The organism is Sinomonas albida (genome assembly GCF_004919045.1).
Taxonomy (GTDB): Bacteria; Actinomycetota; Actinomycetes; order Actinomycetales; family Micrococcaceae; genus Sinomonas; species Sinomonas albida.
This window is the reverse complement of sequence record NZ_SWDW01000020.1, coordinates 1-25765: the sequence shown is the minus strand read 5'-3', so window position 1 is coordinate 25765 and position 25765 is coordinate 1. Positions and strand designations below refer to the sequence as shown.

The window sequence follows — 25765 nt, the reverse complement described above, 5'->3', positions numbered from 1 at the left end:
CCGCCTACGCGATGCGGTCGAAGAGCCCCGCGAGCTCGTCAGTGAGTGCCTTGACCAGCGCTGGGTCGGCGCCGATCGGCTTGCCGTCGATGTGGTTCACCGGCGTGAGCAGCCGGACGGAGGAGATGAGCCACACGGCGTCGGCGTTGAAGAGGTCGTCCGGCTCGAGGGGCCCGTAGCCGAGCTCCCATCCGGACGCCTCCGCCGCGGCGAAGAGTGCACCCTGCGACGTTCCGGGCAGGATCCCGGAGTCGAGCTGCGGGGTGACGAGCCGCTTCGAGGTGACCCGGCCGCCGTCGTCCGTTTCCGCATGGGCGACCAAAACGGTCGAGGTGGGACCCTCGAGGACCTTGCCGTCGGACGAGGTGAAGATGACGTCGTCGGCGCCGCGGTCGTTGGCGAAGCGCAGCGCCGCCATGTTGACGGCGTAGCTCAGCGTCTTCGCGCCCAGGAGGAGCCACGGCGCGCGGTCCGCGAGGTCGGAATCGTAGCCGCGGTCCAGGAGCAGCACGTCAATGCCGTGCTCGCGCTGCCGCTTGGCTGAGGGCGCCGGCGGGAACGCCGTGACCCAGCACGTGGGCGTGTGCGTGCCTTCGACCCCGCGCGTCGCGACGAGCCGCACCACGACCTCGTCGAGCACGCCGACGGTGCGCTGGTACTCCGCGAGGGCCGTGACGATGGCGCGCTCCCACGCCTCGTGCTCGGGCAGGTCGAGGCGCATCATGCGCCCGCTCGAAGCGAGCCGCGAGAGGTGGGCCGGAAGCTTGCGCACGTGCCCGTCGAGAACGAGGAGCGTCTCGAACACGCCGTCGCCGCGGGAGACTCCGAGGTCTGTCGCGAACAGCGTGGGCCGGCTGGCGTCCTCGATGCGTCCGTCGGGCTGGGAAGGGTCGAGGAAGACAAGCACATGCGGGGTCATGGGGACAGCTTAGGCTGTGCCCATGGTCTTCCAGCTGCCTCTCGTGTGGGTCCTGCCCAACTGGTTGACGTTGCTGATCGCAGTCATCGACCTCGTGATCCGCGTCGCGGTGGTGGGCATCATCCCGGGGAACCGGCGTCCGACCACCGCGATGGCCTGGCTCCTCGCGATCTTCTTCGTCCCCACGGTCGGCCTGCTCCTGTTCCTCATGTTCGGCAACTTCCGCCTGTCCCGGAAGCGGCGCGAGCAGCAGCGGGACATCGACGTGCGAGTGCGCGCGCTTGTCGCCCAGACGGACGACGACGACGCGGCCTTCCCGGGTGCCGAATGGCTGCATTCGGCGGCGCAGCTCAACCGGCAGCTCGGCTCGCTGCCCATGGTCGACGGCAACTCGGTGCGCCTCATCTCCGACTATGAGGAGGCCCTGGCCGATATGACCGAGGCCGTCCGCGGGGCGAAGCGCTTCGTCAACGCCGAGTTCTACATCATGAGCTCCGACGACGTGACGAACGACTTCTTCACGGCCCTCGAGGACGCTGCCGCGCGCGGCGTCGAGGTACGGCTCCTGTACGACCACATCGGCACCGCGCGCATCCACGGCTACCGCGGGCTCCTGCGGCGGCTCCGCGCGTCGAAGATCATGTGGCGCCGCATGCTCCCGCTGCTTCCTGTCCTCGGGCAGTGGCGCCGGCCCGACCTCAGGAATCACCGCAAGATCCTCGTGGTCGACGGCGAGGTCGCGTTCACGGGCTCGCTCAACCTCATCGAGCGTTCGTACCGGAACCCGCGCCACCGCCGCACGGGGCGGAAGTGGGTCGAACTCATGGCCCACATCGAGGGCCCGGCGGTGACCACGCTGAACGTCGTCTTCGCTACCGACTGGCTAGGCGAGACGGGCCAGCTGCTCGGGGAGCAGATGGAGCCGCCGGCCCCCGTCGGAGACGAGCTCGCCCAGGTGGTGCCGAGTGGTCCCGCCTTCGCGAACGAGAACAACCTGCGGCTCTTCAACACGCTCATCTACTCGGCGCAGCACCGGCTCTCGATCTGCAGCCCGTATTTCGTCCCCGACGACTCGCTGCTCTACGCCGTCACGACCGCGGCCCAGCGCGGTGTGGACGTCGAGCTGTTCGTCTCCGAGCAGGGCGACCAGTTCCTGGTCCACCACGCGCAGCAGTCCTACTACGAGGTGCTGCTGGCAGCAGGCGTGAAGATCTACCGGTACCCGAAGCCGTACGTCCTGCACGCGAAGCACTTCACGGTCGACGACGACGTGGCCGTCCTCGGCTCCTCGAACATGGACATGCGCTCGTTCTCGCTCAACATGGAGGTCTCGCTCATGCTGCCCGGGGCAGGGATCGTCGCCCAGATGCGTCAGGTCGAGGACCAGTACCGAGCCGTGAGCGTGCCGCTCGAGCTCGACGCCTGGCGGCGCCGCTCGATCCTGAGCCGCTACGTGGACAACGTCGCGCGGCTCACCGCGACGGTGCAGTAGGACGGTGCAGTAGGCCGGTGCAGTAGGCCGTCGGGATCGCCCGGGAAAACCCGGTCAGTCCGGAAACGACGAGCCGAGCGTGCTGAGCACGGCGAACGCCTTGGCCCGGATCTCGTCGTATTCCTCGTCCGGGTCTGAATCCGCGACGACGGCGCCCCCCACCCCGAGCGAGAGCCGCGTCCCCGCGGCCGTCTCCTCGGCGACGAGCGTGCGGATCACCACCGAGAGGTCCGCGGCGCCGGTGCGCGAGAAGTAGCCGATTGCGCCCGAGTACACGCCGCGCGGCCCGACCTCGAGGCGGTCGAGGATGTCCATCGTGCTGATCTTGGGTGCGCCGGTCATGGACCCGGGCGGGAAGGCGGCCGCGACCGCCTCGGCGCGCGACTCCCGGGGCCGCAGCCGCGCGTCGACCGTGCTGACGAGTTGGTGCACCGTCGCGTAGCTCTCCACGGCGAAGAGCCGCGATACGGCGACCGAGCCGGGGACCGCGTGGTGGCTCAGGTCGTTGCGCAGGAGGTCCACGATCATGAGGTTCTCGGCGCGGTCCTTGGGGTTCGCGGCGAGCTCCGCGCGCACGCGCTCGTCCTCGTCCGGGTCCGCGGCCGGGGATCGGCGGCGGGTTCCCTTGATCGGCTCGGCGCGGAGCGCGCCGTCGGCCGCGATGCTCAGGAAGCGCTCGGGGGAGGAGCTGACGACGGCGAGCGGGCCGAAGCGAGCGAACGCCGCGAACGGCGCGGGGCTGCGCCGCCGGAGCGCCCGGTAGGCGGTCCAAGGGTCGAATCGCACGTCTCCGGCCGCGGTGTCGCCCGCGGGACCCGCGGGACGGACTGAGGGGATGAGGGCCTCGAGCGTGGTCGTGAGGCAGACCTCGTAGGTGTTGCCCTCGGTGATCTCCGCCTTCGCGGCGCGCACCTTGGCGCGGTAGGCGTCGGCAGAGTCGCGAGCGACGAACGACGGCGCGCTGGCAGCCGAGTCGGCTGCGTCCGGCTCGGGAGCGCCGGCCGTCGCCGTGACCGCTGCCTCCGCAGCGTCGAGCCACGCGTCGGCGTCCGGCGCGTCGAGGGCCAGGAGCCACACCTCGCCGAGGGCGTGGTCGAAGACCACCGCTCGGGACGCGAAGACGAGCTGGGCATCGGGCGTCCCGCCACCCGGCGCCGCGCCCTCGACCGGCCCCGTCCGGACGTCGTTGCCGCCGCACTCCCGCTTGAGCTCGTACCCGAGATAGCCGAGCCAGCCGAGCGCGAACCCGCAGTCGAGGCCGCCGGGCGCCTCGGCCGCGGCTCCGGGGCGCCCCCACGCCGAGTCGAGCCAGCGGAAGAACGGCTGGTCGAACCGCGCCGTCGCGGGGGATGCAGTTGCGGGACCGAACGCGACTTCCGTCGCTCCGCCCCGGTGGGCCATGTGCCGGCCGCGCGCGCCGCCGTCGTCCGCCATGATGCTGAAGCGGCTGCGCAACGCCGGCCCATGCGGCCCGGGAGCCGCGCCCGCCCCGAGCGGGCCTTCGGCGCGGACCCCCGGCCCGCGCACGGCGTCCGACGCGTCGAGCCACACCGCGCGGTCAGAGGAACCGAAGAGTGCGGCGAACACGTCGTCCGCTTCCGGAGCCGCCACGATCCGCCGGGCCAGGACGGCGCCCGACTCCCGCGCCGCGCGCTCGGGAGCGAGCGCCTCGCGGAGCGCGGGAAGCTCGGCGAGCGCATCGATGACGCGGTCGGTCGCGTCGTCGGGCCGCGAGGGGCCGGCATGGACGGCGAGGGTCACGGCAGCGGCGGTGGGGACGTCGTCGGCGGCGAGCCACGCTTCCTCCTGCGCCGCCCAGCGGTCCCAGTGCGGGGCGTACGCCTCGCCGTCGCGCTCGAGGGCCCGGTGCCTGCGGTCCTCGGCCTCGGCGTCGATCCACACGACCGCGTCGCACAGGGCGCGGAGGGGCTCGGCGCCCGCGCCGACGCCCTCAAGGACCACGATGTCCGCGGGCTCGGTCAGGCGTTCCTCGCCGTCGGACGCTGCGGCCCAGTCCCACGCGCGCCAGCGCGCGGTTCGCCCGGCGCGAAGCGGGCCGAGGACCGAGGCTGCGCAGCGCTCGATGCCTTCGACGAGGCCGTCCCAGCCCGGGTACAGGTCCTCGAGGTGCACGAGCGTCACCGAGCGGTGCTCGCGCAGCCTCGCGGCGAGCTCGACGGCGAGGGAGGTCTTGCCCGCGCCCGAGCGGCCATCGATCGCGATGACGGCCGGGCGCGCGGGGCGGGGCGGGGTCACGCCCCCGCGAAGACCGGCGGGCGCCGCGTGAGTTCGGAGCGTACGTGCTCGACGATCCCCGGGACGGCGGCGTGGATGAGCTCCCACGTGAGCTCGAAATCGCTCTGGCCGCCGAACCACGGGTCTTCGATCCCCTGATCGAGGTGGTCCAGACGGGCGACGGCGGGGTCGAACTCCCGCAGCATGCGCACCTTGTGCTCCGTCCCGGCGGGCGCGAGCTCGCGGAGGTGGCCGTAGTGGTCGACGTCGAGCGCGAGGATGAGGTCCCGCTCCACGAACCACTCGGTCCGGAACTTGCGCGCGGCGTGCTGGTGCGAGGGCACGGCATGGGCGTCGAGCACACGCGCGGCGCGCGGATCGATAGGCCGTCCGACCTCGTAGTCTGTGGTGCCTGCCGAGTCGACCTCGGCCCGGTCATCGAGGCCAGCTCTGTGCAGGGCGTCGGTGAGCATGAACTCAGCCATAGGCGATCGGCAGATGTTCCCGGTGCAGACCGTGATGATCCGGTAGGGGCTCGCCGTCGAGTTCATTGCACAAGCATAGGGTCCACCGCGCCCGCTGCCGGAATCGCGATCCGATCCGGCCGGAGGGGGCGCATAAAGGCTGCTAGAGGACCGCTAGATGACGGCGAGGAGCGTGCCGACCCCGACGAACAGCGCCCCGAACACGCGGTTGAGCACGCGCTGGCCGCCCTCGTCCCGCGTGAAGCGCTGGAAGCTCTTCGCTGCGAGCGCAAAGAAGAACCACATGACCGCGACGTCGACGCCCACGATCGTCGCACCGATCACGACGTACTGGCTCCACAGGGGAATCTCCGGCCGGACGAAGCCCGGAATGAACGCGAGGAAGAAGACGATCGCCTTCGGGTTGAGCAGGTTGACCCACAAGCCGCGCTGGAACATCGACCGCGCGGGCTCGTTGACCAGCGCCGCGGCCGCCTCGTCCGAGACGTCCGGCTTCCGCAGGAACTGCCGCACCCCGAGGTACATGAGGTACGCGGCGCCGAGGTAGCGGATGACGTTGAACGCGACGGGGGAGCTCGAGACGAGGACGCCGAGCCCGGCCGCGACGATCGCGAGGTGGATCACGAGGGCCGCCTGCTGCCCGAGCACGCCCCAGATGGCGCGGCGGAAGCCCGCGTTGAGCGAGTTGCTCATCGTGTTGATGGCGCCAGCGCCGGGGGTGAGGCTGATGAGGAGGCACGCGCCGAGCAGGGCAGCCCAGAGGGAAAGAGGCACCCCTTCAGATTAAGGCCGCGAGCGGCGCAGGTCCGTCGGTCGCCTCAGGCCCGCCCGATGACCTCGCCGTTCGGGATGAGGAACCACCCGTCTGCGGACGAGCCCCAGCGGTGCCACCCGGAAGCGACGCGCTCGAGGTCCTCGCGGTCGGCGAACCCGTAGGCGACCGCCTGCTCGGCGAAGGCCGAATGCAGCACCCGCTCGTTCCACACGCGCGCCTGCCACGCGCGCTGCTGGGGCGTCGCGTAGAGCCAGTTGCTGCTCGACGGTGCCACGTCGGTGAATCCCGCTTCCTGCATCCAGCTCACGAGCCGCCGGCCGGCGTCGGGTTCGGCCCCGTTCTGCCGCGCGATCCGCTGGTACAGGTCCATCCACTCGTCGAGCTCGGGGATCTCGGGGTACCAGCTCATGCCGTGGAAGTCCGCGTCGCGCACGGCGACGATCCCGCCCGGCTTCGCGACGCGTCGCATCTCGCGGACCGCCGCGACGGGGTCGGTGAGGTGCTGGAGGACTTGGTGGGCGTGGACCACGTCGAACGATTCGTCCTCGACGTCGAGGTCGTACACATTCCCCATCACGAACCGCACGTTCTCCACGCCGCGTTCCTCGGCAAGGGCGCGAGCCTGCGCCACCACATCCTCCGAGCGGTCCAGGCCCACTACCTGACCCGGCGCCGTGAGCGCCGCGAAGTCGCACGTGATGCTCCCCGGCCCGCACCCGACGTCGAGCACGCGGGAGCCGGGCGTCAGGTGGGGGAGGACGAACGCCGCCGAATTCTGGGCGGTCCGAGCGGCGTGGGCACGCACGACGCTCTCGTGGTGGCCATGGGTGTACACGTCGTCGGGGGTGCTCTGCTGGCCGTCCATGGAACAACGTTACGCGCGGCCCGCTCTCACTTGGTGATAGGCGCGACACGCCCGTGTGAGCTTGGCTACGAAAACCGGTATCTCGGCAAAACGCCCAACAATACCGCCCTAGGCTTGTTACGACAAATGACCGATTCCATGGCGGGCAACGAGGCCCCTGGGCAGCGAAAGGAGCACCTCATCATGTCCCTCCTGGATCAGAGCCACACCCGCAGCCGTCTCTTCGGCCGGCGCACGATGCATCTCGGCGAAGACATCCTCTTGGCTCGCCACGGCGCGCACATCCACCTCCTGGAGCACGATCGCCGCAACGGTCGCATGGTCGCCGTGCTCCGCGACGGGACGGTCGACTATGCGTCGAACGCCCGGTTTGCGCCCGCCGCCCCGACCCCGCTCGAGCGGCTCTCCCGCCAGCTGCAGGACGTCCGCGACGATGTCGCGCCCGTCTCGAAGGCGGACCTCAAGATCCTCGGCTGGTTCACGGCCGGATGGGCCGTCGTCTCGGCACTCTTCATCGTGGGCATGATTGTGCTCTCGACCGTGACGGGCGCGCAGGCCTTCGCGCAGGCGGCGACGATCTTCCCCTCGTACTGAGGCCGACCGGCTCCCTACGTTACGTCCCCAACCGTCCGTCGGGTCCGGCTCAGTCCCTCAAGTCCCTTTCCGTCCGTCAAGTCCGTGTTCGGCAGGCGGACGCCCTGACGCCGGGTGGGAGCGCGCGGATAGTCTGAGTTGGTGACCCCGCCCCCGCCACCCGAGCCCTCGCCGTCGTCCGCTCCTGCCGCCGAAAGCACCGCCGCGCCGTGGAGCCCGCGGCTTGCGCTGCTCGTCGCCGCGACGTACTTCATGGAGTTCCTGGACGGCACGGCGCTCTCGACGGCGCTCCCCGCGATCGGCAACGACTTCCACGTGGTCCCCGCGGACGTCAACGTGGCGATGACCGCGTACCTCGTGGCGGTCGCCATGGGGATCCCGTTCAGCTCGTGGCTCGCGGAGCGCTTCGGCCCGCGGCGCGTGTTCTGCTCGGCGATCGCGGTCTTCACGCTCGCGTCCCTGCTGTGCGCGCTGAGCCCGAACCTTGGCGTGCTCACGGCGTTCCGCGCGCTCCAGGGCTTCGGCGGCGCGATGATGGTTCCGGTCGGATCGCTCGTGGTGCTGCGCGGCACCCCGAAGGATCAGCTCCTCAAGGCGACCGCCTACCTCGTGTGGCCCGGCCTCCTCGCGCCCGTCCTCGCGCCGCTCGTGGGCGGCGCGCTCACGCAGTACCTCTCGTGGCACTGGATCTTCCTCGTCAACCTGCCGCTCGGGCTTGCCGCGTTCGTCGCCGCGCTCCGGCTGGTGCCGAGCGTGGGCGGGGACCACGGGCGTCGCCTCGACTGGCCCGGCCTCGCGCTGACGACGGCGGGCGTCGCGGCGGTCATCGTGGGCCTCGAGCTCCTGAGCGAGGGGCGCACGGCCGGATGGTCGACGGCGGCGCTCGCCGGGGGTGCCGTGGCCCTCGTCGCGGCGGTGTGGTGGATGCGCCATGCCCGCCGGCCGCTCTTCGACTTCCGCGTGCTCCGCGTCCGCACGTTCCGGGCGACGCAGACCGGCGGCTTCGTCTACCGGCTCACGATCATGGCCGTCCCGTTCCTCCTCCCGCTCATGTTCCAGGACGGCTTCGGCTGGGACCCCGTGCGCTCGGGCCTCCTCGTCGCGGCCGTGTTCGTGGGCAACATCGGGATCAAGCCGGCCACGTCTCCCCTTATCCGCCGCTTCGGCTTCAAGCCGGTGCTCGTGGTCGCGGCGGCCGTCTCCGCGGCCACGTTCGCGGGGTGCGCGCTCCTCACGCCGTCGGTGCCCGACCTGCTCATCGCCGCGCTCCTGCTCGTCTCCGGGGCCTTCCGCTCGATCGGCTTCTCCGCCTACATGAACGTCCAGTACGCCGACGTCTCCGCGACGCAGCTGCCGAGCGCGAACGCGATCGCGAACACGCTCGTGCAGCTCGCGGCCGCGCTCGGGGTGGCCGTCGGGGCGCTCCTGGTCCGCACCGGGATCGCGTTCGCCCCGACCGGTGCCGACCACGCGTCGGCCTACCGCGTCGCGTTCTTTGCCATCGCGGGCCTCATGCTCGTGAGCGTCGCGGACAGTCTCCTGCTTCCGCGGCACGCGGGCACGGAGGTGAGCGGGCGGCGCTGAGCCGCCGCGCGCCGTCGTCCGTTGCTTGGGTGACCCCTCGAAGCCGAACTTGAGCGTACTCGACTCAAGTCGATTTGACACGGGGAGATCGCTGCGTAGAGTTGAGTGCAGATCGCTCAACTTGACCGGATGGGCTCCGCAGCCCGACGGGCAGGTGGGCCTCTCACGGCACTACCCAAACAGCAGGAGGAACTATGTCCCGTGCAGTCGGCATCGACCTGGGAACCACCAACTCCGTCGTTTCCGTCCTCGAGGGCGGGGAGCCGACGGTTATCGCGAACGCCGAGGGTGGCCGCACCACGCCGTCCGTCGTCGCGTTCTCCAAGACCGGCGAGGTTCTGGTGGGCGAGATCGCGAAGCGCCAGGCCGTCAACAACATCGAGCGCACCATCGCCTCGGTCAAGCGCCACATGGGCACGGACTGGACGATCGACATCGATGGCAAGAAGTACACGCCGCAGGAAATCTCGGCGCGCATCCTCATGAAGCTCAAGAACGACGCCGAGTCGTACCTGGGCGAGAAGGTCACCGACGCGGTTGTCACCGTGCCGGCCTACTTCAACGACGCCGAGCGCCAGGCCACGAAGGAGGCCGGCGAGATCGCGGGCCTCAACGTGCTCCGCATCATCAACGAGCCCACCGCGGCCGCGCTCGCCTACGGCCTCGACAAGGGCAAGGAAGACGAGCTCATCCTCGTCTTCGACCTCGGCGGCGGCACGTTCGACGTGTCCCTCCTCGAGGTCGGCAAGGACGAGGACGGCTTCTCCACCATCCAGGTCCGCGCGACCGCCGGCGACAACCGCCTCGGCGGCGACGACTGGGACCAGCGCATCGTCGAGTACCTGCTCGGCCAGCTCAAGGTCAAGGGCATCGACCTCTCGAAGGACCGGATCGCCCTCCAACGTCTGCGCGAGGCCGCGGAGCAGGCCAAGAAGGAGCTTTCGTCCTCGACGAACACCAACATCTCGCTGCAGTACCTCTCGGTGACGCCTGATGGCCCCGTCCACCTCGACGAATCGCTGTCCCGCGCGAAGCTCCAGGACCTCACGAAGGACCTCCTGGATCGCACCAAGAAGCCGTTCCACGACGTCATCGCCGAGGCCGGCATCAAGGTCGCGGACATCGACCACGTGGTGCTCGTGGGCGGCTCGACCCGCATGCCCGCCGTCTCCGACCTCGTGAAGGAGCTGACGGGCGGCAAGGAGCCGAACAAGGGCGTGAACCCGGACGAGGTCGTCGCCGTCGGCGCTGCCCTCCAGGCGGGCGTCCTCAAGGGCGAGCGCAAGGACGTCCTGCTCATCGACGTGACCCCGCTGTCGCTCGGCATCGAGACCAAGGGCGGCGTCATGACGAAGCTCATCGAGCGCAACACGGCCATCCCGACCAAGCGTTCCGAGACGTTCACGACCGCGGACGACAACCAGCCGTCCGTCTCGATCCAGGTGTTCCAGGGCGAGCGCGAGTTCACGCGCGACAACAAGCCGCTCGGCACGTTCGAGCTGACCGGCATCGCCCCGGCCCCGCGCGGCATCCCGCAGATCGAGGTCACGTTCGACCTCGACGCGAACGGCATCGTGCACGTGTCCGCGAAGGACAAGGGCACGGGCAAGGAGCAGTCGATGACCATCACGGGCGGCACCGCGCTGTCCAAGGATGACATCGAGCGCATGGTCGCCGACGCCGAGGCCCACGCGGCCGAGGACAAGAAGCGCCGCGAGGCCGCGGACACGCGCAACACCGCCGAGCAGCTGGCCTACTCGGTCGACAAGCTCATCGCCGACAACTCCGACAAGCTGCCGGAGGAGGTCAAGACCGAGGTGCAGGCCGACGTCGACGCCCTCAAGAAGGCACTCGAGGGCACCGATGAGGAGGCCGTGAAGACGGCGTTCGAGAAGCTCCAGCAGTCGCAGTCGAAGCTCGGCGAGGCCATCTACGCGGGCTCGCAGGGCGCGGCGGCTTCCGACGGCTCCCACACGGGCGCCGGCGGCGCGAGCGGTGCCTCGGCCGGTGCGAAGGACGAGGACATTGTCGACGCCGAGATCATCGACGAAGACGAGAAGAAGAAGTAAGCGATGGCACCCCACCACGGCAACGAGGAAGAGCACGAGGTCCGGGGCGAGCCGCGCAAGCCCGTGGTCCGGGACAACCGCAAGGTTGATCCCAGCACCGGCAACGTGCGGAAGCCCAACCCGGAATCGGCGGGGCACACGCCCGAGGCCGGTGCCGCGGATCAGGGCGCTGGCGAGGCCGGCGCGGAGCACCCCGAGCACGAGGAGCTCCGCCCGGTGGACGAGGCGCACGACGCCGAGGACGTCCTCTCGCAGGCCGAGCGGATCCTGAGCGAGGCGGAGGACGTCCAGAACGAGGCCGCCGAGCTTCGCCTGGACCTCCAGCGGCTCCAGGCCGAGTACGTCAACTACCGGAAGCGCGTGGACCGCGACCGTGCGGTCGCGGGGGAGGTCGCCGTCATGGGCGTCCTGTCCTCGCTGCTCCCGGTGCTCGACGACATCGACGCCGCGCGCGCCCACGGCGACCTCGCCGACGGTCCGTTCGCGTCGATCGCGGCCAAGCTCGAGGGGATCCTCACGAGCCACGGCCTCGAGCGCATCGATGCAACCGGCGTGGAGTTCGACCCGAACATCCACGAGGCCCTCATCCAGCAGCCCGGCGAGGGCATCGAGGTGGACACGGTGCTCCAGGTGCTGCGCTCCGGCTACCGGACCCAGGCGCGGGTGCTGCGCGCGGCGCAGGTCATCGTCGCCGTCCCGTAGTCGCACCGCCACGGACGACGGCGCCTCGGACGACGGCGCCACGGACGACGGCGGGCGCCCACCCGCCGTCGTCCGCCCACCCGCCGTCGTCCCCTCCGTTTCGGGTACAGATAATCCCCTTCGGAGGCGTTTCGGGTACGCAAGCCTGGCGGTTCGCGTACCCGAAACGAAGAATCAGGAGATTATCTGTACCCGAAACGATAAGAATGATGCAGGGACGAAAAGGAGGCCTTAGTGGCTAGTCAGGACTGGGTGGAGAAGGACTTCTACTCCATTCTCGGCGTGTCCAAGGACGCCTCCGACGCCGACATCAAGAAGGCCTACAGGAAGCTCGCCCGGAAGTACCACCCGGACCAGAACCCGGGAGACGCCGAGGCCGAGAAGAAGTTCAAGGACATCACCGAGGCGAATTCGGTCCTGAGCGACGCCGAGCAGCGGCAGCAGTACGACGCCATCCGTGCGATGGGCGGCGCGCGCTTCTCGGCGGGCGGCCCCGGCGCGGGTGCCGGCACTGCCGGCTTCGAGGACCTCTTCGGCGGCCTGTTCGGCGGGGGAGCGGGCCGGCATTCGCGGGGCTTCGGCTCGAGCAACCTCCCGCCCGAGTTCGCTGACCTCTTCGGCGGCTTCAGCTCGGGCGGCGGCTTCCAGGCCCCGCCGCAGAAGGGCGCCGATCGCGAGGCCTCCACCACGATCTCCTTCGCGGGCTCGATCCGGGGGACGACCGTGGGCCTGCGCGAGCAGAACGGCGACGTCATCGACGTGCGGATTCCGGCGGGGATCCGCGATGGCCAGAAGGTCCGCGTCCGCGGCAAGGGCGGCCCCGGTTCGGCCGGCCCCGGAGACCTCATCGTGACGGTCCATGTGACGCCCCACGAGTTCTTCACGCGGGACGACGACAACATCCGCATCCACGTCCCCGTGAGCTTCGACGAGGCGGCCCTCGGGGCGCAGATCGAGGTTCCCACGCTTGACGGGCGTTCGGTGCGGATGAAGGTCCCCGCCGGCTCGAACTCGGGCCGCACGCTGCGCGTCAAAGGCCAGGGCGTCAAGTCCTCGAGAGGCCAGGGCGACCTCCTCGTGACGATCGACGTCGTGGTCCCGCAGAATCTCTCGAAGGAAGCCGAGGACGCCGTGCGCGCCTTCGCGGCTGCCACGAGCAAGAACTCCGAGTCCAACCCGCGGGCCGGGCTCGCGGCCAAAGCGAGGCTCTAGGCCATGGCCATCGATCCGTACGCTCCGATCTTCGTGATCTCCGTTGCTGCGGAATTGGCCGAGATGCACCCCCAGACCCTCCGCCAGTACGACCGGCTGGGACTCGTCTCGCCCTCGCGGCAGTCGGGCCGCCAGCGGCGCTACTCGCAGCACGACGTCGAGCTCCTGCGGGAAGTCCAGCGGCTCTCGAAGGACGGCGTCTCGCTCGAGGGGATCCGACGGATCCTCGAGCTCGAGAATCAGGTTGCGGCACTCCGCTCGCGCGTCATGGAGCTCGAGCAGGAAGTCTCCGAGGCCCGGCGCCGCGGTGCCGCAGACCCACTCCGGGTGTTCGCGGCAGGGATGGGCGGCGACGTCGTAACGCTCGCGCGCGGGCAGCGGCCAGAGCCGCGTTCGCAGGCCGTCGTCGTGTGGCGGCCGCGTGCCAATCAGGCCCCCGGGCTCTACTGAGCCGGGGTGCCGCGCGTCCGCTCAAGGTTCGCCCAACGTTCACCTGAGCCTTGCAGGTCGGGGAGGGGCGCCCGCGTACGGTCGAAACCGTAGCCGGCCACCCGAGCGAGGAGCGTCATGAGCACCAACCAGCACCCGGTCGTCCTGCCCGCCGAGGCCCTTGAGGGCTCGGATGGAGAGGTCGTCGACGCGAATATCGATGTGGTCAACGCGATGTATTCCGAGCTCCTCGGCGAGGAGGAGATCGCTACCAACGCGCTGCGCAGCTACTACGTGGACTTCTATCTCACGGAAGCGCTCGACGGCGGGTTTGCCCAGTATGTGGTGAGCGCCGGCGAGCGCGAGGAGATCGACGACCTGGTGCGCGACGGCCTCCGCGAGATGGGCGCGGTCAAGCACCTTGGCCTCTTCGACGAGACTTCCGCTGCGTTCGATGCCCTGACCGACGAGGACGCCGAGGCCTACCTCGAGGGGGACGACGAGCCGTCCGAGGCGGTCAAGGCGCTCGAGACGCTCGACGAGCGCTTCGAGGAAACGCTCGACGACGAGGACCTCGTGGCGCTCAACGCGGCGTGGCTTCGGGGCCAGGAGGGCCTCCTCGCGCTGGACGACGACGCGATCGAGCAGGAGATCGCCCGCCGCGTGGGTCTCATCCCGGACCTCGAGGAGCGCCGCGCCGAGGCGGAGCTACTCGACGACGGCTTCGACGACGCGTACGACGACGACGATGAGGACGCAGCCTACGACGAGGACTCCGTGGAACTCGAGGACGGCGACGCCCACGATCCACACGAGGCGCACACGCACGAGGCACACACGCACGAGGTGCACGCCCACGAAGCCGAGGGCGCGGCGAAATAGCCTCTACAAGGTGCTGGCGCCCCTAGGGCGCCAGCACCTTGAATCAGCCGAGAATCAGACGGCGGCCCGGAACTGCGGGCACGCCTCGTTCGAGCAGCCCTGGTCGCGCGGAATCCACTGACCGCCATCCTCGCGCCAGACGATGTGCCGATGCTGGCCGCAGAGCTCGCAGCTCGGAGCGACGTAGCTGTGCTTCTCCTCTTCCGTGTAGCTGCGGAAGCCTGACATGACTCCTCCTCGCCTCGGGGACAATCCAGAATCTACCTCTGGGGAGTTACCCGGGCCAGAGCCCGCCAACCCTCCCTGCAGCACTGAATCCCAGCGTTTGGCGCCCAGCGGTCCTGAGGCTCAGCGGTTCTGGTCGAGGGCCGCGGCGAGGAGCGCGAAGAATTCGTCGTCCACATCCTCAGTGCTGCGCAGGCGGACGCGCCACGTGAAGGGGTCGTCGCCCCGGACCGCGACGGGTTCGAGCCGCTCCGCGGGCGGGCCCTCCCAGCGGAGCGTGACGTCCACGGCCGACTTGGTCCCGGCCGTGACCTGGGCGAACTTCCGTCGAGGCGATTGGAGCGAGACGTACGTCTTGCGCAGCTGGATCGTGACGCCGTCGGCCGTTTCCGCCCACACGAGGATCGCCTCGGCGAGGGGCCTGAGATGCCCACGGTCGGCGTACTGGCCGTCGAAGAGCTCGTCGGCGCCGCGGAGCATGAAGTCCGGGTAGCCGAAGACCTCCCACGAGACGGCGGACTCCGAGTAGCCGGTGACGCCGTGCTCGTCGCGCAGCCACGCCGCGAGCGCGGCGTTGTCCGCGAAGCCCTGCCGCCTTGCGAGCTCCGCCCACCAGTAAACATCATGTCCGGTCTTGCGCAGGAGCAGCCCCTGCATCCAGTCGACCATTTCCCGCCAGGTCCGTGGCGCTTCACCCATAGGGGCGATCGTACGCGGGCCTGGCCCCGGCGCCGCTGCTCAGTAGCCCGACGTGTTCGGCGAGCCCGACGAACCCGTGAGCGGCGTCTGGATCATGTTGCCGTCGGCTCCCACGACGTACCACACGCCAGCGGTGCCCTGGCCGTTCGTCTGTCCGGGCGCGGTGTCCTTCGAGTAGTAGTAGATGGGCATGCCGTTGATGGTCACCTGCGTCTTCCCGCTGGCGGTCGTGATCGTGCCGAGCTTCCCGGTGATGCCCTTGAGCGTCGGCGTCATGTCGCTCGTGACCGCGGGCCAGAGCGTCGCGCAGCCGCCCGTGCACGCGCTCGTCGTGGCGCCCGGGTTGTCCCGCGTGTAGACGTAGACCGTGTTGCCCTTGTTGTCGACGATGATCGTCTGGCCGCCCACCGAGGACGTCATGAGCGAGAGCTCGGCGGACGATGGGCTCGAGGACGCCGTGCTGGGCGGCGCCGAGCTCGTCGACGCTGAGCTCGAGGGCGCTGAGTTCGACGGCGCCGCGGACGACGACGATGAGCCGCTCCCAGCGTTGTTTCCACACCCGGCGAGGGCCAGGGCAGACGCCGCGGAGAGCGCGGCCAAGACGAGTGCTGCTCGTTGGTGCATGATTCCGCCTTCCGATGCTAGGCGGCCGTTCGCCGCTGACCATGAGACGCCGCCGGGTGCCTCCCGGTTCATCCGGCGGGAGAATGTCCCTGAACCGTTATGGCGCCGGTGACGTCTTGATGGCGAAGAAGGGTGATTGAGTCAGCCGGAGGCACCATGCCCATGGACGAGGACGCGGTCGCGGCCATCTATCGCGACCACGGCGCGGCGCTGCGGCGCTTCGCGCGAAGCGCCGTGGGCAGCGACGAGCAGGCCGAGGACATCGTGCAGGAGGCGATCATCAGGGTCTGGCGGCATGCGCCCGACGCCCCGGTGGGGCTCCGCGCGTACCTCTACCGGACCGTCCGGAATCTCATCGTGGACCAGCACCGGCAGCGGGCGCGCAGGCCGCGCACCGTCACGTTCGCCGGCACGGAGGGCTTCGACGCCGCGGTCGACGCCGAGCGAATCGACGAACTCTTGGACCGCGTCGTCATGGAGGAGGCACTCATGCGGCTCACGCACGAGCACCGGCAGGCACTCGTCGCGGTGCACTACCGGCGGCTCAGCGTTGCGGAGGCCGCCGCCGAGCTCGGCGTCCCGGCCGGGACCATCAAGTCGCGCTGCTTCTACGCGCTCAAGGCGCTGCGCGCCGCGCTCGACGAGCTGGGGGTGGAGCGATGAACCTCGACCACAGGGAACTGCGCCTCTCGATCGGTGCCTACCTCTTGGGCGGCCTCGCCCCCGAGGAGGCACGGGCGCTCGAAGACCACCTTGCCTCGTGCGCCGAATGCCGCGCCCAGATCGAGCAGCTCGAGCTGCTTCCGGCGATGCTCGACGTCGTGCCCGCGTCTCGCGCCGAGGACCTCGTGGAGGTACCGCCCGCCGTCACGGCAGAACCCGCGCCGGGGAGGCTGCTCGCGAAGGTGAGCGCGCGCCGTCGTGCGCTGCGGCTTCGGTGGGCCGCCGCGGTGGCGGGTGCCGCCGCCGCGTCCCTCGCGGGAGGGCTCGCGCTCGGGCCGATCCTCGTGCCGACGCCGGATCGGGACGGGACGCCGAGCGAGGTGCCGACCTCGCGGCCGTCGCCGGCGGCGACCTACTCCCTGAACTCCGCCGACGGCGCGCAGGTGGACCTCGCGCTCGTCCGGAAGGGTTGGGGCACCGAGCTCGACCTCGTGTGCCGCGGCATGCCGGACAGCGGCATCTTCAGCGTGTGGGTGGTGACCGTGGACGGGGCGCAGGAGAAGGCGGCGAGCTGGAGTTCCAGCGGGTACCAGGGGCGCGCGGTGCTGACGGGCTCGACGTCGTATCAGCTCGCGTCAATCCGGACCATCGAGATCCGGGACGCGGCCCAGAAGACGATCACGAGCGTCCAGCTCAGCTGAGCAGTGCTCGCGGGGACGGGCTCGCCGGGACGTCAGTGGGCCGCGGCTACACACGCACGCGAAGAGGCCGCTCGGGCGCGGTTCCGGCGGCCCTCGACGCCGTCCCCGCCGGAGCTGGCGCCGCGGATGGCCGTGCCGCGGTCCGGCTGCCCCGGTGGATTGCGATGATCCCCGCGATCACCACGAGGCAGCCGAGCGGCTGGTTCCAGGTGAGGGTCTCGCCGAGCACGAGCGTCCCGAGCGCCACCCCGACGAGCGGTGCCACGTACGTCACCGTCGAGGCCGCGACGGCGCCCCACGCCCGCACGATCGCGGTGTTCCAGAGGTATGCGACACCGGTGCCGAACACGCCGAGCACCGCGAGGGCCACGAGCGCGACGGGTACGAGGGTGGGCGCAGGCAGGGGGCCGGCAGCGAGGATCGGCGAAAGCGCGAGCGCCACCGCGGCGGCGAGCGTGACCTGCACGGTCGAGACGGTGAGGCTGTCGTAGTCGTACCGAGCCACGACGAAGCGCCGCATGTACGCGAAGCCGAGTCCGTAGCAGGCCGTCGCGCCGAGGCACGCGAGCTCGGCAAGGGTCGGAGAGGCCGGTGAGAAGAAGTCGTACCCGAAGGCGGCCTGGCCGGGCGGGAGGGCGCCCGCGTGCCCCCACGGACCTACCACGAGGACGACGCCGAGGCCCCCCACCGCGACGCCGATCGCCTGCCGCGGGGTGAGCCTCTCGGCCGGGACGATCGCGGCCGTCCAGAGCGCGGTCATGAGCGGCGTCGACGAGTTCAGAATCGCGGAGAGCCCCGACGGCAGGGACTCGCCCGCCCACGCGAAGAGGCTGAACGGGACGACGCAGAACAGCAGGCCGACCACGGCCATGTGGCCCCAGAAGCGCGGCTCGCGCGGCCACGCGCGGTCGGCGACGACCATGATGGTCCGGAGGGTGATGGCGCCGAACACGATCCGGCCCACGGCCACCTGGCCCGGCGTGAAGCCCAGAAGGGATTCCTTGATGAGCAGGAAGCTGGACCCCCAGACGAGGGCCAGTGCAATGAAGGTGGCCGTGAGGCCGAGCCGACGGGTCGTCATGCCGATACTGTCGCGCCGTGCGAGCTATGAATCAAATACATTCGATGCACTTGGGCATACCATGAATGCATGGCACCGACCGTCCCGCAGCTGCGCACGCTGCTTGCCGTCGTCGAGACCGGCTCGTTCACCGCGGCCGCCCAGTCGCTCGGGGTGAGCCAATCGTCTGTGTCGCGGACGCTGCGCGCCCTCGAGGAAGACCTCGGCGGCAATCTCCTGGACCGCGACCGCTCCAACGCGCCCACAGCGCTCGCAGGGGAGCTGCTCCCGCACGCGCGCGCGGCCGTCGCCGCCCTCGATGCGCTCGAGGGGAGCGTCCGGGCACGGTCGGGTGTGCCCGAGGGCCGAGTCCGTCTCGGCGCCGTTCCGACCGTGTGCCAGGGCCTCGTCCCGGGTCTGCTCGGCGTGTGGTCGGCGCGCCTCCCCAAGGTCGAGGTGAGCCTCTTCGAGGGCGACGACGACGAGATCCCGGAGTGGCTCGAGAACGGAACCGTCGATGCCGCGATACTCGTCGACCCGCATCCCGACCCTCCCGGTTCCGTGCTCGTGGGCGCGGACGAATACTGCGCGATGGTCCGCCGAGACCACCCGCTCGCGGGGGAGAAGGCGATCCCGCTCGGGGAGCTGCAGGAGGATGGGCTCATCGTGAACACCGGCGGGTGCGAGAACGAGGTGCGGAGGATCCACGCAAAGGCAGGTCTCCCGTTCGAGATGCGCCAGCGCGTCCGTGAGCTCGCGACCCTCATGATGATGGTCCAGGAGGGCGTGGGCGTCGCGATCATGCCGGGCCTCGGCGAGGTCATGCTGCCGAAGACTCTCAAGATGGTTCCGCTCGAGCCCACACTCGGCCGGCGGCTCGTGCTGAGCGGCCCCACGAACCGGGCCTGGAGCCCGCTCACGGAAGCGCTCGTCCGGGCCACCCGCGTCGAGACCGGACACTAGGCCCGAGACCGCAGGTTCTACCCTCCGGTTTCGGACCGGACCCTCCGGTCTCGTGGGAGGCCGGCTACAGTCGCACGGCCTCGAGGTCGAAGATCACGCGCCCGGCCTTGAGCGCCTTGTTCTCGAAGCTCGTGAGCACTCGGCCCTCGAAGCCCGGCGCCCACCCGCCGCCGTCGTCCGATTCCCCTGTCGGCTCGCAGTCGACTCCGGAGGCCCACGCCGCCGTGAGGGGGCTCGCCGCTCCCGCGCGTTCGCCGTCGTGCGCGTTGCGGAAGTCCGGCGACGCGGCGACGACGTCGCGCATCTGCTGCGCGTAGCCGGACCAGTCGGTCGCGAGCCGCCAGACGCCCCCCGGAGCGAGCGCGCGGGCGGCGAGCTCCGCGAACGAGTCCTTCACGAGGCGCCGCTTGTGGTGCTTGGTCTTGTGCCATGGATCCGGGAAGAACACCCACAGCTCGCTCACCGAGCCCTCCGGGAGCATGCTTCCGAGCACCTCGGGCGCGTTCGCCTGCGCCACGCGTACGTTCGTGAGGCCGCGTTGGCCGATGCGCAGGAGCGTGTTGGCGAGCCCCGGGCGGTAGACCTCGACGGCGAGGAAGTCCCGCTCGGGGCTCGCCTCCGCGGCCGTGACGATCGCCTCGCCGAGACCCGAGCCGATCTCGACGACGAGCGGCGCCTCGCGCCCGAACTCCGCCGTCGCGTCGAACACGTAGTCCGGGTGGACCGAGGTGTCCGCGACGTGCCGCGGGATGTCGACGACGAACGACGGCGCGTGCTCCTCCCAGGCTTGCTGCCGCCGCCCCTGGAGCCGCGTGCCGCGGCGTACGAAGCTCACCGGCTGGCTGCGGTAGGTCCCGAACGAGGCCTGGCTTCCGGGAGTGATCGGGTTGCCGTGGCCCGGCTGCGGTTCGGTGGGGGATTCGGGGTGCTCGCTCATCGCCCTCAAGCCTACTCAGCCGCGGGGCCTGCCCCGTCAGGAGCAGGCCCCGCGTCAGCCGGCCGACGAGGCGAGGCCGCCTCAGCCGCTAGCTGCTGAGGTCCTTGCCCTTTGTCTCGGGGAGGCCCAGGACCACGAGGATCGAGACCACGATGAGAGCCACGGCGTAGCCGTTGAACAGCCACGGCTGCTTGACCACGTCCGTGAAGAGCGTCTGGAGGTAGGGCGCGGTGCCGCCGAAGGCCGCGACGCAGATCGAGTACGGGACGCCCACGCCCACCGTGCGGATGTGAGCGGGGAACAGCTCGGCGTAGGCCGCGGGCGCGATCGCCGCGCCGGCTGCGATGAAGAACAGCATGACGGACATCGAGACGGCGAGCTGCCAGGCCGAGTCGCGGAGGAGCCACGTCATGGGGAAATGCAGCAGCGCGCTGCCCGCCGCGCCCATGATGAGCACGGGCTTGCGCCCGATCCGGTCGCTGAGCTTGCCCCAGAACGGCAGCGCCGCGAGGAACACGACGTTCGCCGCGATGCCGGCCCAGAGGGCCTGGCCCGCATCGATCTTGAGGCTCGTCGCCGCGTACGTCGGGGCCACGACGGCCCACAGGTAGTAGATGACCGTGAGGCCGACCGTCATGCCGATGACCTGGAACGCCTGCTTGCGGTGCTCGACGATCGACTTCCACAGCGAAGGTGCACGCCGCTCGCCGGGTGCCTCGGCCTCTTCCTTGATCCCCTCGAAGGCCTCGGTCTCGGGCATGCGGGCCCGCATGACGAGGCCGTAGAGGCCGATCACCGCGCCCACGATGAACGGGATGCGCCAGCCGAACGCGGCCATCTGGGCCTTGCTCAGGACGCCCGTGAGGACGGCGCCCATGAGCGTGCCCGCGACGATCCCGAGCGTGCCCGAGAAGTAGATGAGCGTGGACCAGAAGCCGCGCCGCTCCCGCGGCGCCATCTCGGAGAGGTACGTCTGCGAGGACGGGAGCTCGCCGCCGTGGGCGAGGCCCTGGATGAGCCGGGCCACGAGCAGCACGAGCGAGGCGAAGGCCCCGACCGCGCCGAAAGTCGGCGCGATGCCGATGAGCAGGCTGCCGACCGAGGCGAGGCCCACGGCGAGCGTCATCGACGTCTTGCGGCCGAGCTTGTCGCCGATCCACCCGAACACGAAGCCGCCGAACGGGCGGGCCACGAAGCCGACCGCGAAGATCGCGAGCGTCGAGAGGATCGCCGAGGTTGCGTCGGCCGGGTTGAAGAGCTCCTTCGAGAAGAACGGGGCGAACGTCGCGTAGATGGCCCAGTCGTACCACTCGGCGGCGTTGCCGATCCCGGTGCTGACGAGGGTGCGGCGCGCTGAGGGGACGACGACGGCGGGGCCTGCCGTGCGCGTGCTGTCGGTGTTGGCGCTCATGGTGCGGTCTCCGTGTGTTGTGGGGTCTGCCGTGGCGTTGGGGTCTCCGCCCGCTCAGCGGGCCGCGAGCTCCGCCGTCTTCGCGAGTGCGAGCTGGGCGTAGAGGGCCGCGCCGTCGGCGAGGACGGCGTCGTCGAACGTCGCGAACGGCGAGTGGTTGAACGCGCTCGTCGCGTGGTCGACGCCCGCCGGCACGGCGCTCAGCCCAATGAAGCTGCCCGGCACCCGCGCGAGCACGCGGGAGAAGTCCTCCGAGCCGCTGAGCGGCTGGGGGAGCCGCGCGTGGCGCGCTCCGACGGGATCGAACAGTTCCGAGATCGCGGACTCGGCGAACTCGGTCTCGGCCTGGTCCGTGATCGTGAGTGGGTACTCGGCGGCGTACCGGACGTCCACCTCGAGGCCGTGCGCGTGCGCGATCCCCTCGAGAAGGCGCGGGATCGCGGCCTGCATCCGGTCGCGGTTCGCCTCGGAGAACGTGCGGATCGTCGCGTCGAACTCGGCCGTGTCGGGGATGACGTTGCGCTTCGTTCCGGCCGCGAGGCGACCGACCGTCACCACGGTGGGGTCGAACATGTCGAACTGGCGCGTGACCATGGTCTGGAGCGCGAGGACCATCTCGGCTGCGACCGTCACGGGATCCTTCGCGGCGTGCGGCGCCGAGCCGTGGCCGCCCGCGCCGCGCACGGTCACGAAGAGCCCGTCCGAGGCGCTCATCATGACTCCGGGGCGCGTCACGAACTGCCCGTGCGGCGCCATCGAGGAGAAGACGTGGAGGCCGAACGCGGCGTCGGCGCGGCGGCCGGCGGCGTCGAGCACGCCTTCGCGGACCATGACGCTCGCTCCGTCGTACCCTTCCTCCCCGGGCTGGAACATGAGGACGACGTCGCCGGCGAGCCGATGGCGGTTGTCGGCCAGGAGCGTCGCGCCGCCCAAGAGCATCGAGGTGTGGAGATCATGGCCGCACGCGTGCATCGCGCCGTCGACGCGGGAGCTGAAGGACGCACCCGTGCGCTCCTGCACGGGAAGCGCGTCCATGTCGGCGCGCAGGAGCACGACCGGCCGCTGGCCGTCATCGGCCGCCCCGCCGTCGTTCGCCGCCCCGCCGTCGCTGGTCTTGCCGAGCCCCGCCGTGCCGCGGAGCACCGCGGTGACCGATGTCGTGTCCGTCCCGGTGCTGATCTCGAGCCCGAGGCCGTCGAGCGCCTCGAGGACCTTCTCCTGGGTCCGCGGGAGGTCGAGGCCGATCTCCGGCTCCTGATGGAGGGCATGCCGCCACTCGGTGAGCGTCTCCTGCAGTCCGCGGGCCTCGTCGATCAGTTCCACCGTCTCTCCTCCTGTGGCCTACGCCACATCGATTACGTCGGAATCGAGTGTGCACGCACCGGGCTCTTCCTCAGGCTGAGATGCAATAATCATTCACATGCCGCTGCCAGCACAGCGTTTAGTTTCATTTGGCGCCCCCGTCGTCGAGCTCTCCGAGGAAGACCTCGCGCTCTTGCATGCGCTTCAGATCGCGCCGCGCGTTCCGTGGCTCGAGGCCTCCGAGATCCTCGGCGCGCATCCGGCGACGCTCGCGCGCCGATGGGAGCGGCTGCGCGCCGCGGGCCTCGCGTGGATCACCGCCCATCTCCGCGGGGACCCTGCGGAGATGGTCGTCGCGTTCGTCGACGTCGAATGCGACCCCGGCCGGCGCGATGAGGCGGTGGCGGTGCTTGCCGCGATCCCCGAGGCCCAGACGATCGACGTCGCGACGAGCCATCCCGACCTCTCGCTCACCGTCTTCGCGCGCTCGCTCGTGGACTGCGCGGAGCGCGTCCTCCCGCAGATCGCCGGGGCGCCCGGCGTCAATCGGATCCAGAGCGAGCTGTGCACGCGACTGCACTCGGGTGGCCACTCGTGGCGCCTCGCCGCGCTTGACCGCGCCCAGGTCGCCGCCTTCGCGGAGCTCGGGCGCGTGGAGCCGTACACGGGGGCCCTCCCCGCGGCGTGCTTCGACCTCCTGCCGCTGCTCGTGCGGAACGGGCGCGCGGCCGCCGCCGAGATGGCCCGCGAGCTGGGCCGCAGCCCTGCGACCGTGCACCGTCAGCTCGCGAAGGTGCTCGGCAGCGGGCTGCTCTCGTTCCGGTGCGAGGTAGCGCAGGGTCCCGCCGGATACCCAGTCGCGTGCAAGTGGCTCGCCAAGGTCCCGCCGGGCCAGCATGCGCAGGCCGCGGCTGCGATCAGCGGCCTCCGCAACGTGCGCCTCGTGGCCTCGACCACGGGGCAGACCAACTTCACGATCATGATGTGGCTGCGCACGGTCGCGGACGTCATGACCGCGGAGGTCACCATCCAGGACCGCGTTCCCGGCATCGAGCTCGTCCAGAGCACGGTCATGCTGCGCGCGGTCAAGCGCGTGGGCTTCATGCTCGGGCCGGACGGTGCCGCGACGGGGGACGTGGTCAACTCGCCCGCCCTGCTAGACTAGGTGAATTGGGCTTCAGGCGTGCGCGCCGTGAGGCCCGGCGTCGATGAACGCGTTGACAGGCCCGCCCCGCTGCCTTTTGGCCGGGGAGACTTGCGGGCTGGCTCCCTTTCCTCGGCGAACCCGCTGGCCGAACCCGGCCCCCGGGACAGTCCGATGCTGGAGTTGCCGAGCTTATGCCTGCCCCCACGTTTGTTTCCCTTGGCGTGCCCGCCGTCCTTGATCGCGCCCTCGCGCTTCAGGGCATCGAGGCCCCGTTCCCCATCCAGTCCGCCACGCTCCCGGACACGCTCGCCGGCCGCGACGTGCTCGGCCGCGGCCGCACGGGCTCGGGCAAGACCCTTGCGTTCGCGATCCCGCTCGTTGCGCGCCTCGACGCGGCGGGCGCTGGGAACTCCCGCGTGCCGCGCCGCCCGCTGGGCCTCGTGCTCGCCCCGACCCGCGAGCTCGCCACCCAGATCAACGCGACGGTCGAGCCGCTCGCGCGCGCCGCCGGCCTCACCACGACCGTCATCTACGGCGGCGTCCCCCAGCAGCGCCAGGAGCGCGCGCTCAACGCGGGCGTCGACATCGTCATCGCGTGCCCGGGCCGCCTCGAGGACCTCATGCGGCAGCGCCTCGTGGACCTCAGCCACGTCAAGGTCACCGTGCTCGACGAGGCGGACCACATGGCCGACCTCGGCTTCCTCCCGGTGGTGCGCCGCCTCCTCGACACGACGCCGAAGAACGCCCAGCGCCTCCTCTTCTCCGCAACGCTCGACAACGGTGTGGACAAGATTGTGGACCGCTACCTCCACTCGCCCCTCACGCACTCGGTCGACGAGGCGCGGGCCGCCGTCACGACCATGGAGCACCACGTCCTCGTGGCCTCGGACGCTGCCGCGAAGAAGAACCTTGTGCACGCCCTCGCCTCGGGCACGGGCCGTCGCGTGCTGTTCATGCGCACCAAGCACCACGCGAAGCGCCTCGCGAAGCAGCTCACCCAGGCGGGCATCCCCGCCGTCGACCTTCACGGCAACCTCTCGCAGAACGCGCGCGACCGCAACCTCGCCGACTTCTCGTCCGGGGCCGTTCGCGTGCTCGTCGCCACGGACGTTGCGGCCCGCGGCGTCCACGTCGACGACGTCGAGCTCGTGGTCCACGTCGACCCGCCCGCCGAGCACAAGTCCTACCTGCACCGCTCAGGCCGCACCGCGCGCGCCGGTTCGGAAGGCACTGTCGTGACGCTCGCGCTCCCCGAGGAGCAGCAGGAGGTGCGCCAGCTCCTGCGCCACGCGGGAGTCAAGGTCGAATTCCAGACCGTCACGTCGTCGTCGCCCGCCGTCGCGGCCCTCGTGGGCGAGCGCGCGGAGCTCGTCGACCCGGACGAGCGCGCCGCCGCTGTCGCCGCGAAGCTCCCGCGCCAGGGCGGCGGCACCTCGACCGGTGCCAACGCGCAGCGCAAGCGGGCCCGCCGCGGCCGGGGCGGCTCCGGCACCGCTGGGGCGCCGTCGGCGGGCCGTGGGGACGGTCGCGGAGGCGAGCGTGGCGCCAAGGCCCGCAACGGTGAGCGTTCTTCCGCGCCTCGCAACGGTGAGCGCTCTTCCGCGCCCCGCGGTGGCGGGCAGAAGGGCGAGTCGCGCGGCGGCGAGGCGCGCCGGTCCACGCCGCGCGCGGGCAGCGGTGCCGTGTGGAGCACGTCGACTGGCGGCACGTCCGGCGGGAGCTTCGCCGGCGGCCGCGGCGCCGGGGCGGACTCCGGATCGCGCGGCGGTGCGGCGCGTCGGGGCGCGGAC

General features: G+C 70.8%; 25 protein-coding genes. 13 read left to right on the top strand and 12 right to left on the bottom strand.

The window, feature by feature from the left end; translation table 11 throughout:
- Positions 1 to 4: 4 nt before the first annotated feature.
- On the bottom strand, positions 5 to 919 hold the full coding sequence (locus E6A26_RS16460) for an aminodeoxychorismate lyase (protein WP_136612292.1): 915 nt from the start codon (positions 917 to 919) through the stop codon (positions 5 to 7).
- 22 nt (positions 920 to 941) lie between these two features.
- Between E6A26_RS16460 and cls the strand changes: the two genes are divergently transcribed.
- Positions 942 to 2411 carry a cardiolipin synthase gene (gene cls / locus E6A26_RS16455; protein WP_136612291.1) on the top strand — a complete coding sequence of 490 codons (1470 nt, stop codon included), beginning with the start codon at positions 942 to 944 and terminating at the stop codon, positions 2409 to 2411.
- A 54-nt stretch (positions 2412 to 2465) separates the two neighbouring features.
- On the opposite strand, the gene E6A26_RS16450 is transcribed toward cls, so the two are convergent.
- The 4 genes from E6A26_RS16450 to E6A26_RS16435 form a co-directional block, all read right to left on the bottom strand.
- A complete protein-coding gene (locus E6A26_RS16450) occupies positions 2466 to 4667 on the bottom strand; it encodes a chorismate-binding protein (protein ID WP_136612290.1) in 2202 nt (733 codons plus the stop codon).
- The gene (locus E6A26_RS16445) at positions 4664 to 5197 is read right to left on the bottom strand and encodes a low molecular weight protein-tyrosine-phosphatase (RefSeq protein WP_136612289.1); all 534 of its coding nucleotides are present in this window, start codon (positions 5195 to 5197) and stop codon (positions 4664 to 4666) included. Before E6A26_RS16445 ends, E6A26_RS16450 begins: the two co-directional genes overlap by 4 nt.
- A gap of 87 nt (positions 5198 to 5284) precedes the next feature.
- On the bottom strand, positions 5285 to 5905 hold the full coding sequence (locus tag E6A26_RS16440) for a LysE family transporter (RefSeq protein ID WP_136612288.1): 621 nt from the start codon (positions 5903 to 5905) through the stop codon (positions 5285 to 5287).
- 44 nt (positions 5906 to 5949) lie between these two features.
- Positions 5950 to 6771: a methyltransferase domain-containing protein gene (locus E6A26_RS16435; RefSeq protein WP_136612287.1), complete on the bottom strand. Its 822-nt coding sequence runs from the start codon at positions 6769 to 6771 to the stop codon at positions 5950 to 5952.
- A 126-nt stretch (positions 6772 to 6897) separates the two neighbouring features.
- Here E6A26_RS16435 and E6A26_RS16430 point away from each other — a divergent pair, with 126 nt between their 5' ends.
- The 7 genes from E6A26_RS16430 (at position 6898) to E6A26_RS16400 (ending at position 14243) form a co-directional block, all read left to right on the top strand.
- Positions 6898 to 7365 carry a hypothetical protein gene (locus tag E6A26_RS16430; protein WP_136612286.1) on the top strand — a complete coding sequence of 156 codons (468 nt, stop codon included), beginning with the start codon at positions 6898 to 6900 and terminating at the stop codon, positions 7363 to 7365.
- A gap of 141 nt (positions 7366 to 7506) precedes the next feature.
- Positions 7507 to 8949: an MFS transporter gene (locus E6A26_RS16425; RefSeq protein WP_407695392.1), complete on the top strand. Its 1443-nt coding sequence runs from the start codon at positions 7507 to 7509 to the stop codon at positions 8947 to 8949.
- 194 nt (positions 8950 to 9143) lie between these two features.
- Entirely contained in the window at positions 9144 to 11018 is a 1875-nt protein-coding gene (gene dnaK, locus E6A26_RS16420) for a molecular chaperone DnaK (protein ID WP_136612285.1), read from the top strand.
- A 3-nt stretch (positions 11019 to 11021) separates the two neighbouring features.
- Positions 11022 to 11720: a nucleotide exchange factor GrpE gene (locus tag E6A26_RS16415; protein WP_136612284.1), complete on the top strand. Its 699-nt coding sequence runs from the start codon at positions 11022 to 11024 to the stop codon at positions 11718 to 11720.
- Positions 11721 to 11954: 234 nt separating this feature from the next.
- Positions 11955 to 12932 (top strand): DnaJ C-terminal domain-containing protein, encoded by a 978-nt coding sequence (locus E6A26_RS16410; RefSeq protein WP_136612283.1) that lies wholly within the window; start codon positions 11955 to 11957, stop codon positions 12930 to 12932.
- 3 nt (positions 12933 to 12935) lie between these two features.
- A complete protein-coding gene (locus E6A26_RS16405; protein ID WP_136612282.1) occupies positions 12936 to 13382 on the top strand; it encodes a heat shock protein transcriptional repressor HspR in 447 nt (148 codons plus the stop codon).
- A gap of 117 nt (positions 13383 to 13499) precedes the next feature.
- A complete protein-coding gene (locus E6A26_RS16400; protein ID WP_136612281.1) occupies positions 13500 to 14243 on the top strand; it encodes a DMP19 family protein in 744 nt (247 codons plus the stop codon).
- 54 nt (positions 14244 to 14297) lie between these two features.
- Here E6A26_RS16400 and E6A26_RS17680 read toward each other — a convergent pair whose 3' ends face one another.
- The 3 genes from E6A26_RS17680 to E6A26_RS16390 form a co-directional block, all read right to left on the bottom strand.
- Positions 14298 to 14471, bottom strand: a complete 174-nt coding sequence (locus E6A26_RS17680) for a hypothetical protein (RefSeq protein ID WP_168928769.1) — start codon at positions 14469 to 14471, stop codon at positions 14298 to 14300.
- A 120-nt stretch (positions 14472 to 14591) separates the two neighbouring features.
- Positions 14592 to 15167, bottom strand: coding sequence for a DUF5655 domain-containing protein (locus tag E6A26_RS16395; RefSeq protein ID WP_234865603.1), 576 nt, complete (start codon positions 15165 to 15167; stop codon positions 14592 to 14594).
- 39 nt (positions 15168 to 15206) lie between these two features.
- Positions 15207 to 15791, bottom strand: coding sequence for a COG4315 family predicted lipoprotein (locus E6A26_RS16390; protein WP_136612280.1), 585 nt, complete (start codon positions 15789 to 15791; stop codon positions 15207 to 15209).
- Between the two features lie 156 nt (positions 15792 to 15947).
- Between E6A26_RS16390 and E6A26_RS16385 the strand changes: the two genes are divergently transcribed.
- Together E6A26_RS16385 and E6A26_RS16380 are read left to right on the top strand one after the other, a co-directional pair.
- The gene (locus E6A26_RS16385; RefSeq protein WP_136612319.1) at positions 15948 to 16454 is read left to right on the top strand and encodes a sigma-70 family RNA polymerase sigma factor; all 507 of its coding nucleotides are present in this window, start codon (positions 15948 to 15950) and stop codon (positions 16452 to 16454) included.
- On the top strand, positions 16451 to 17155 hold the full coding sequence (locus E6A26_RS16380) for an anti-sigma factor family protein (RefSeq protein WP_136612279.1): 705 nt from the start codon (positions 16451 to 16453) through the stop codon (positions 17153 to 17155). The genes E6A26_RS16385 and E6A26_RS16380 overlap by 4 nt, the downstream gene beginning before the upstream one ends.
- 46 nt (positions 17156 to 17201) lie before the next feature.
- Here the strand turns inward: E6A26_RS16380 and E6A26_RS16375 are convergent, their stop codons facing one another.
- Complete coding sequence (locus E6A26_RS16375; RefSeq protein ID WP_136612278.1) at positions 17202 to 18236, bottom strand: DMT family transporter; 1035 nt, start codon at positions 18234 to 18236, stop codon at positions 17202 to 17204.
- Positions 18237 to 18305: 69 nt separating this feature from the next.
- Between E6A26_RS16375 and E6A26_RS16370 the strand changes: the two genes are divergently transcribed.
- A complete protein-coding gene (locus tag E6A26_RS16370; RefSeq protein WP_136612277.1) occupies positions 18306 to 19178 on the top strand; it encodes a LysR family transcriptional regulator in 873 nt (290 codons plus the stop codon).
- Positions 19179 to 19242: 64 nt separating this feature from the next.
- Here the strand turns inward: E6A26_RS16370 and trmB are convergent, their stop codons facing one another.
- From trmB to E6A26_RS16355, 3 genes are all read right to left on the bottom strand, one after another.
- Positions 19243 to 20115, bottom strand: coding sequence for a tRNA (guanosine(46)-N7)-methyltransferase TrmB (trmB, locus tag E6A26_RS16365; RefSeq protein ID WP_136612276.1), 873 nt, complete (start codon positions 20113 to 20115; stop codon positions 19243 to 19245).
- Positions 20116 to 20203: 88 nt separating this feature from the next.
- The gene (locus E6A26_RS16360; protein ID WP_136612275.1) at positions 20204 to 21526 is read right to left on the bottom strand and encodes an MFS transporter; all 1323 of its coding nucleotides are present in this window, start codon (positions 21524 to 21526) and stop codon (positions 20204 to 20206) included.
- Positions 21527 to 21580: 54 nt separating this feature from the next.
- Positions 21581 to 22849: a M20 metallopeptidase family protein gene (locus E6A26_RS16355; protein WP_136612274.1), complete on the bottom strand. Its 1269-nt coding sequence runs from the start codon at positions 22847 to 22849 to the stop codon at positions 21581 to 21583.
- 97 nt (positions 22850 to 22946) lie between these two features.
- On the opposite strand from E6A26_RS16355, the gene E6A26_RS16350 reads away from it, so the two are divergent.
- Positions 22947 to 23993, top strand: a complete 1047-nt coding sequence (locus E6A26_RS16350) for an Lrp/AsnC family transcriptional regulator (RefSeq protein ID WP_136612273.1) — start codon at positions 22947 to 22949, stop codon at positions 23991 to 23993.
- Between the two features lie 173 nt (positions 23994 to 24166).
- Positions 24167 to 25765 (top strand): DEAD/DEAH box helicase (locus tag E6A26_RS16345; RefSeq protein ID WP_136612272.1); only part of this gene is annotated, 1599 nt, incomplete at its 3' end.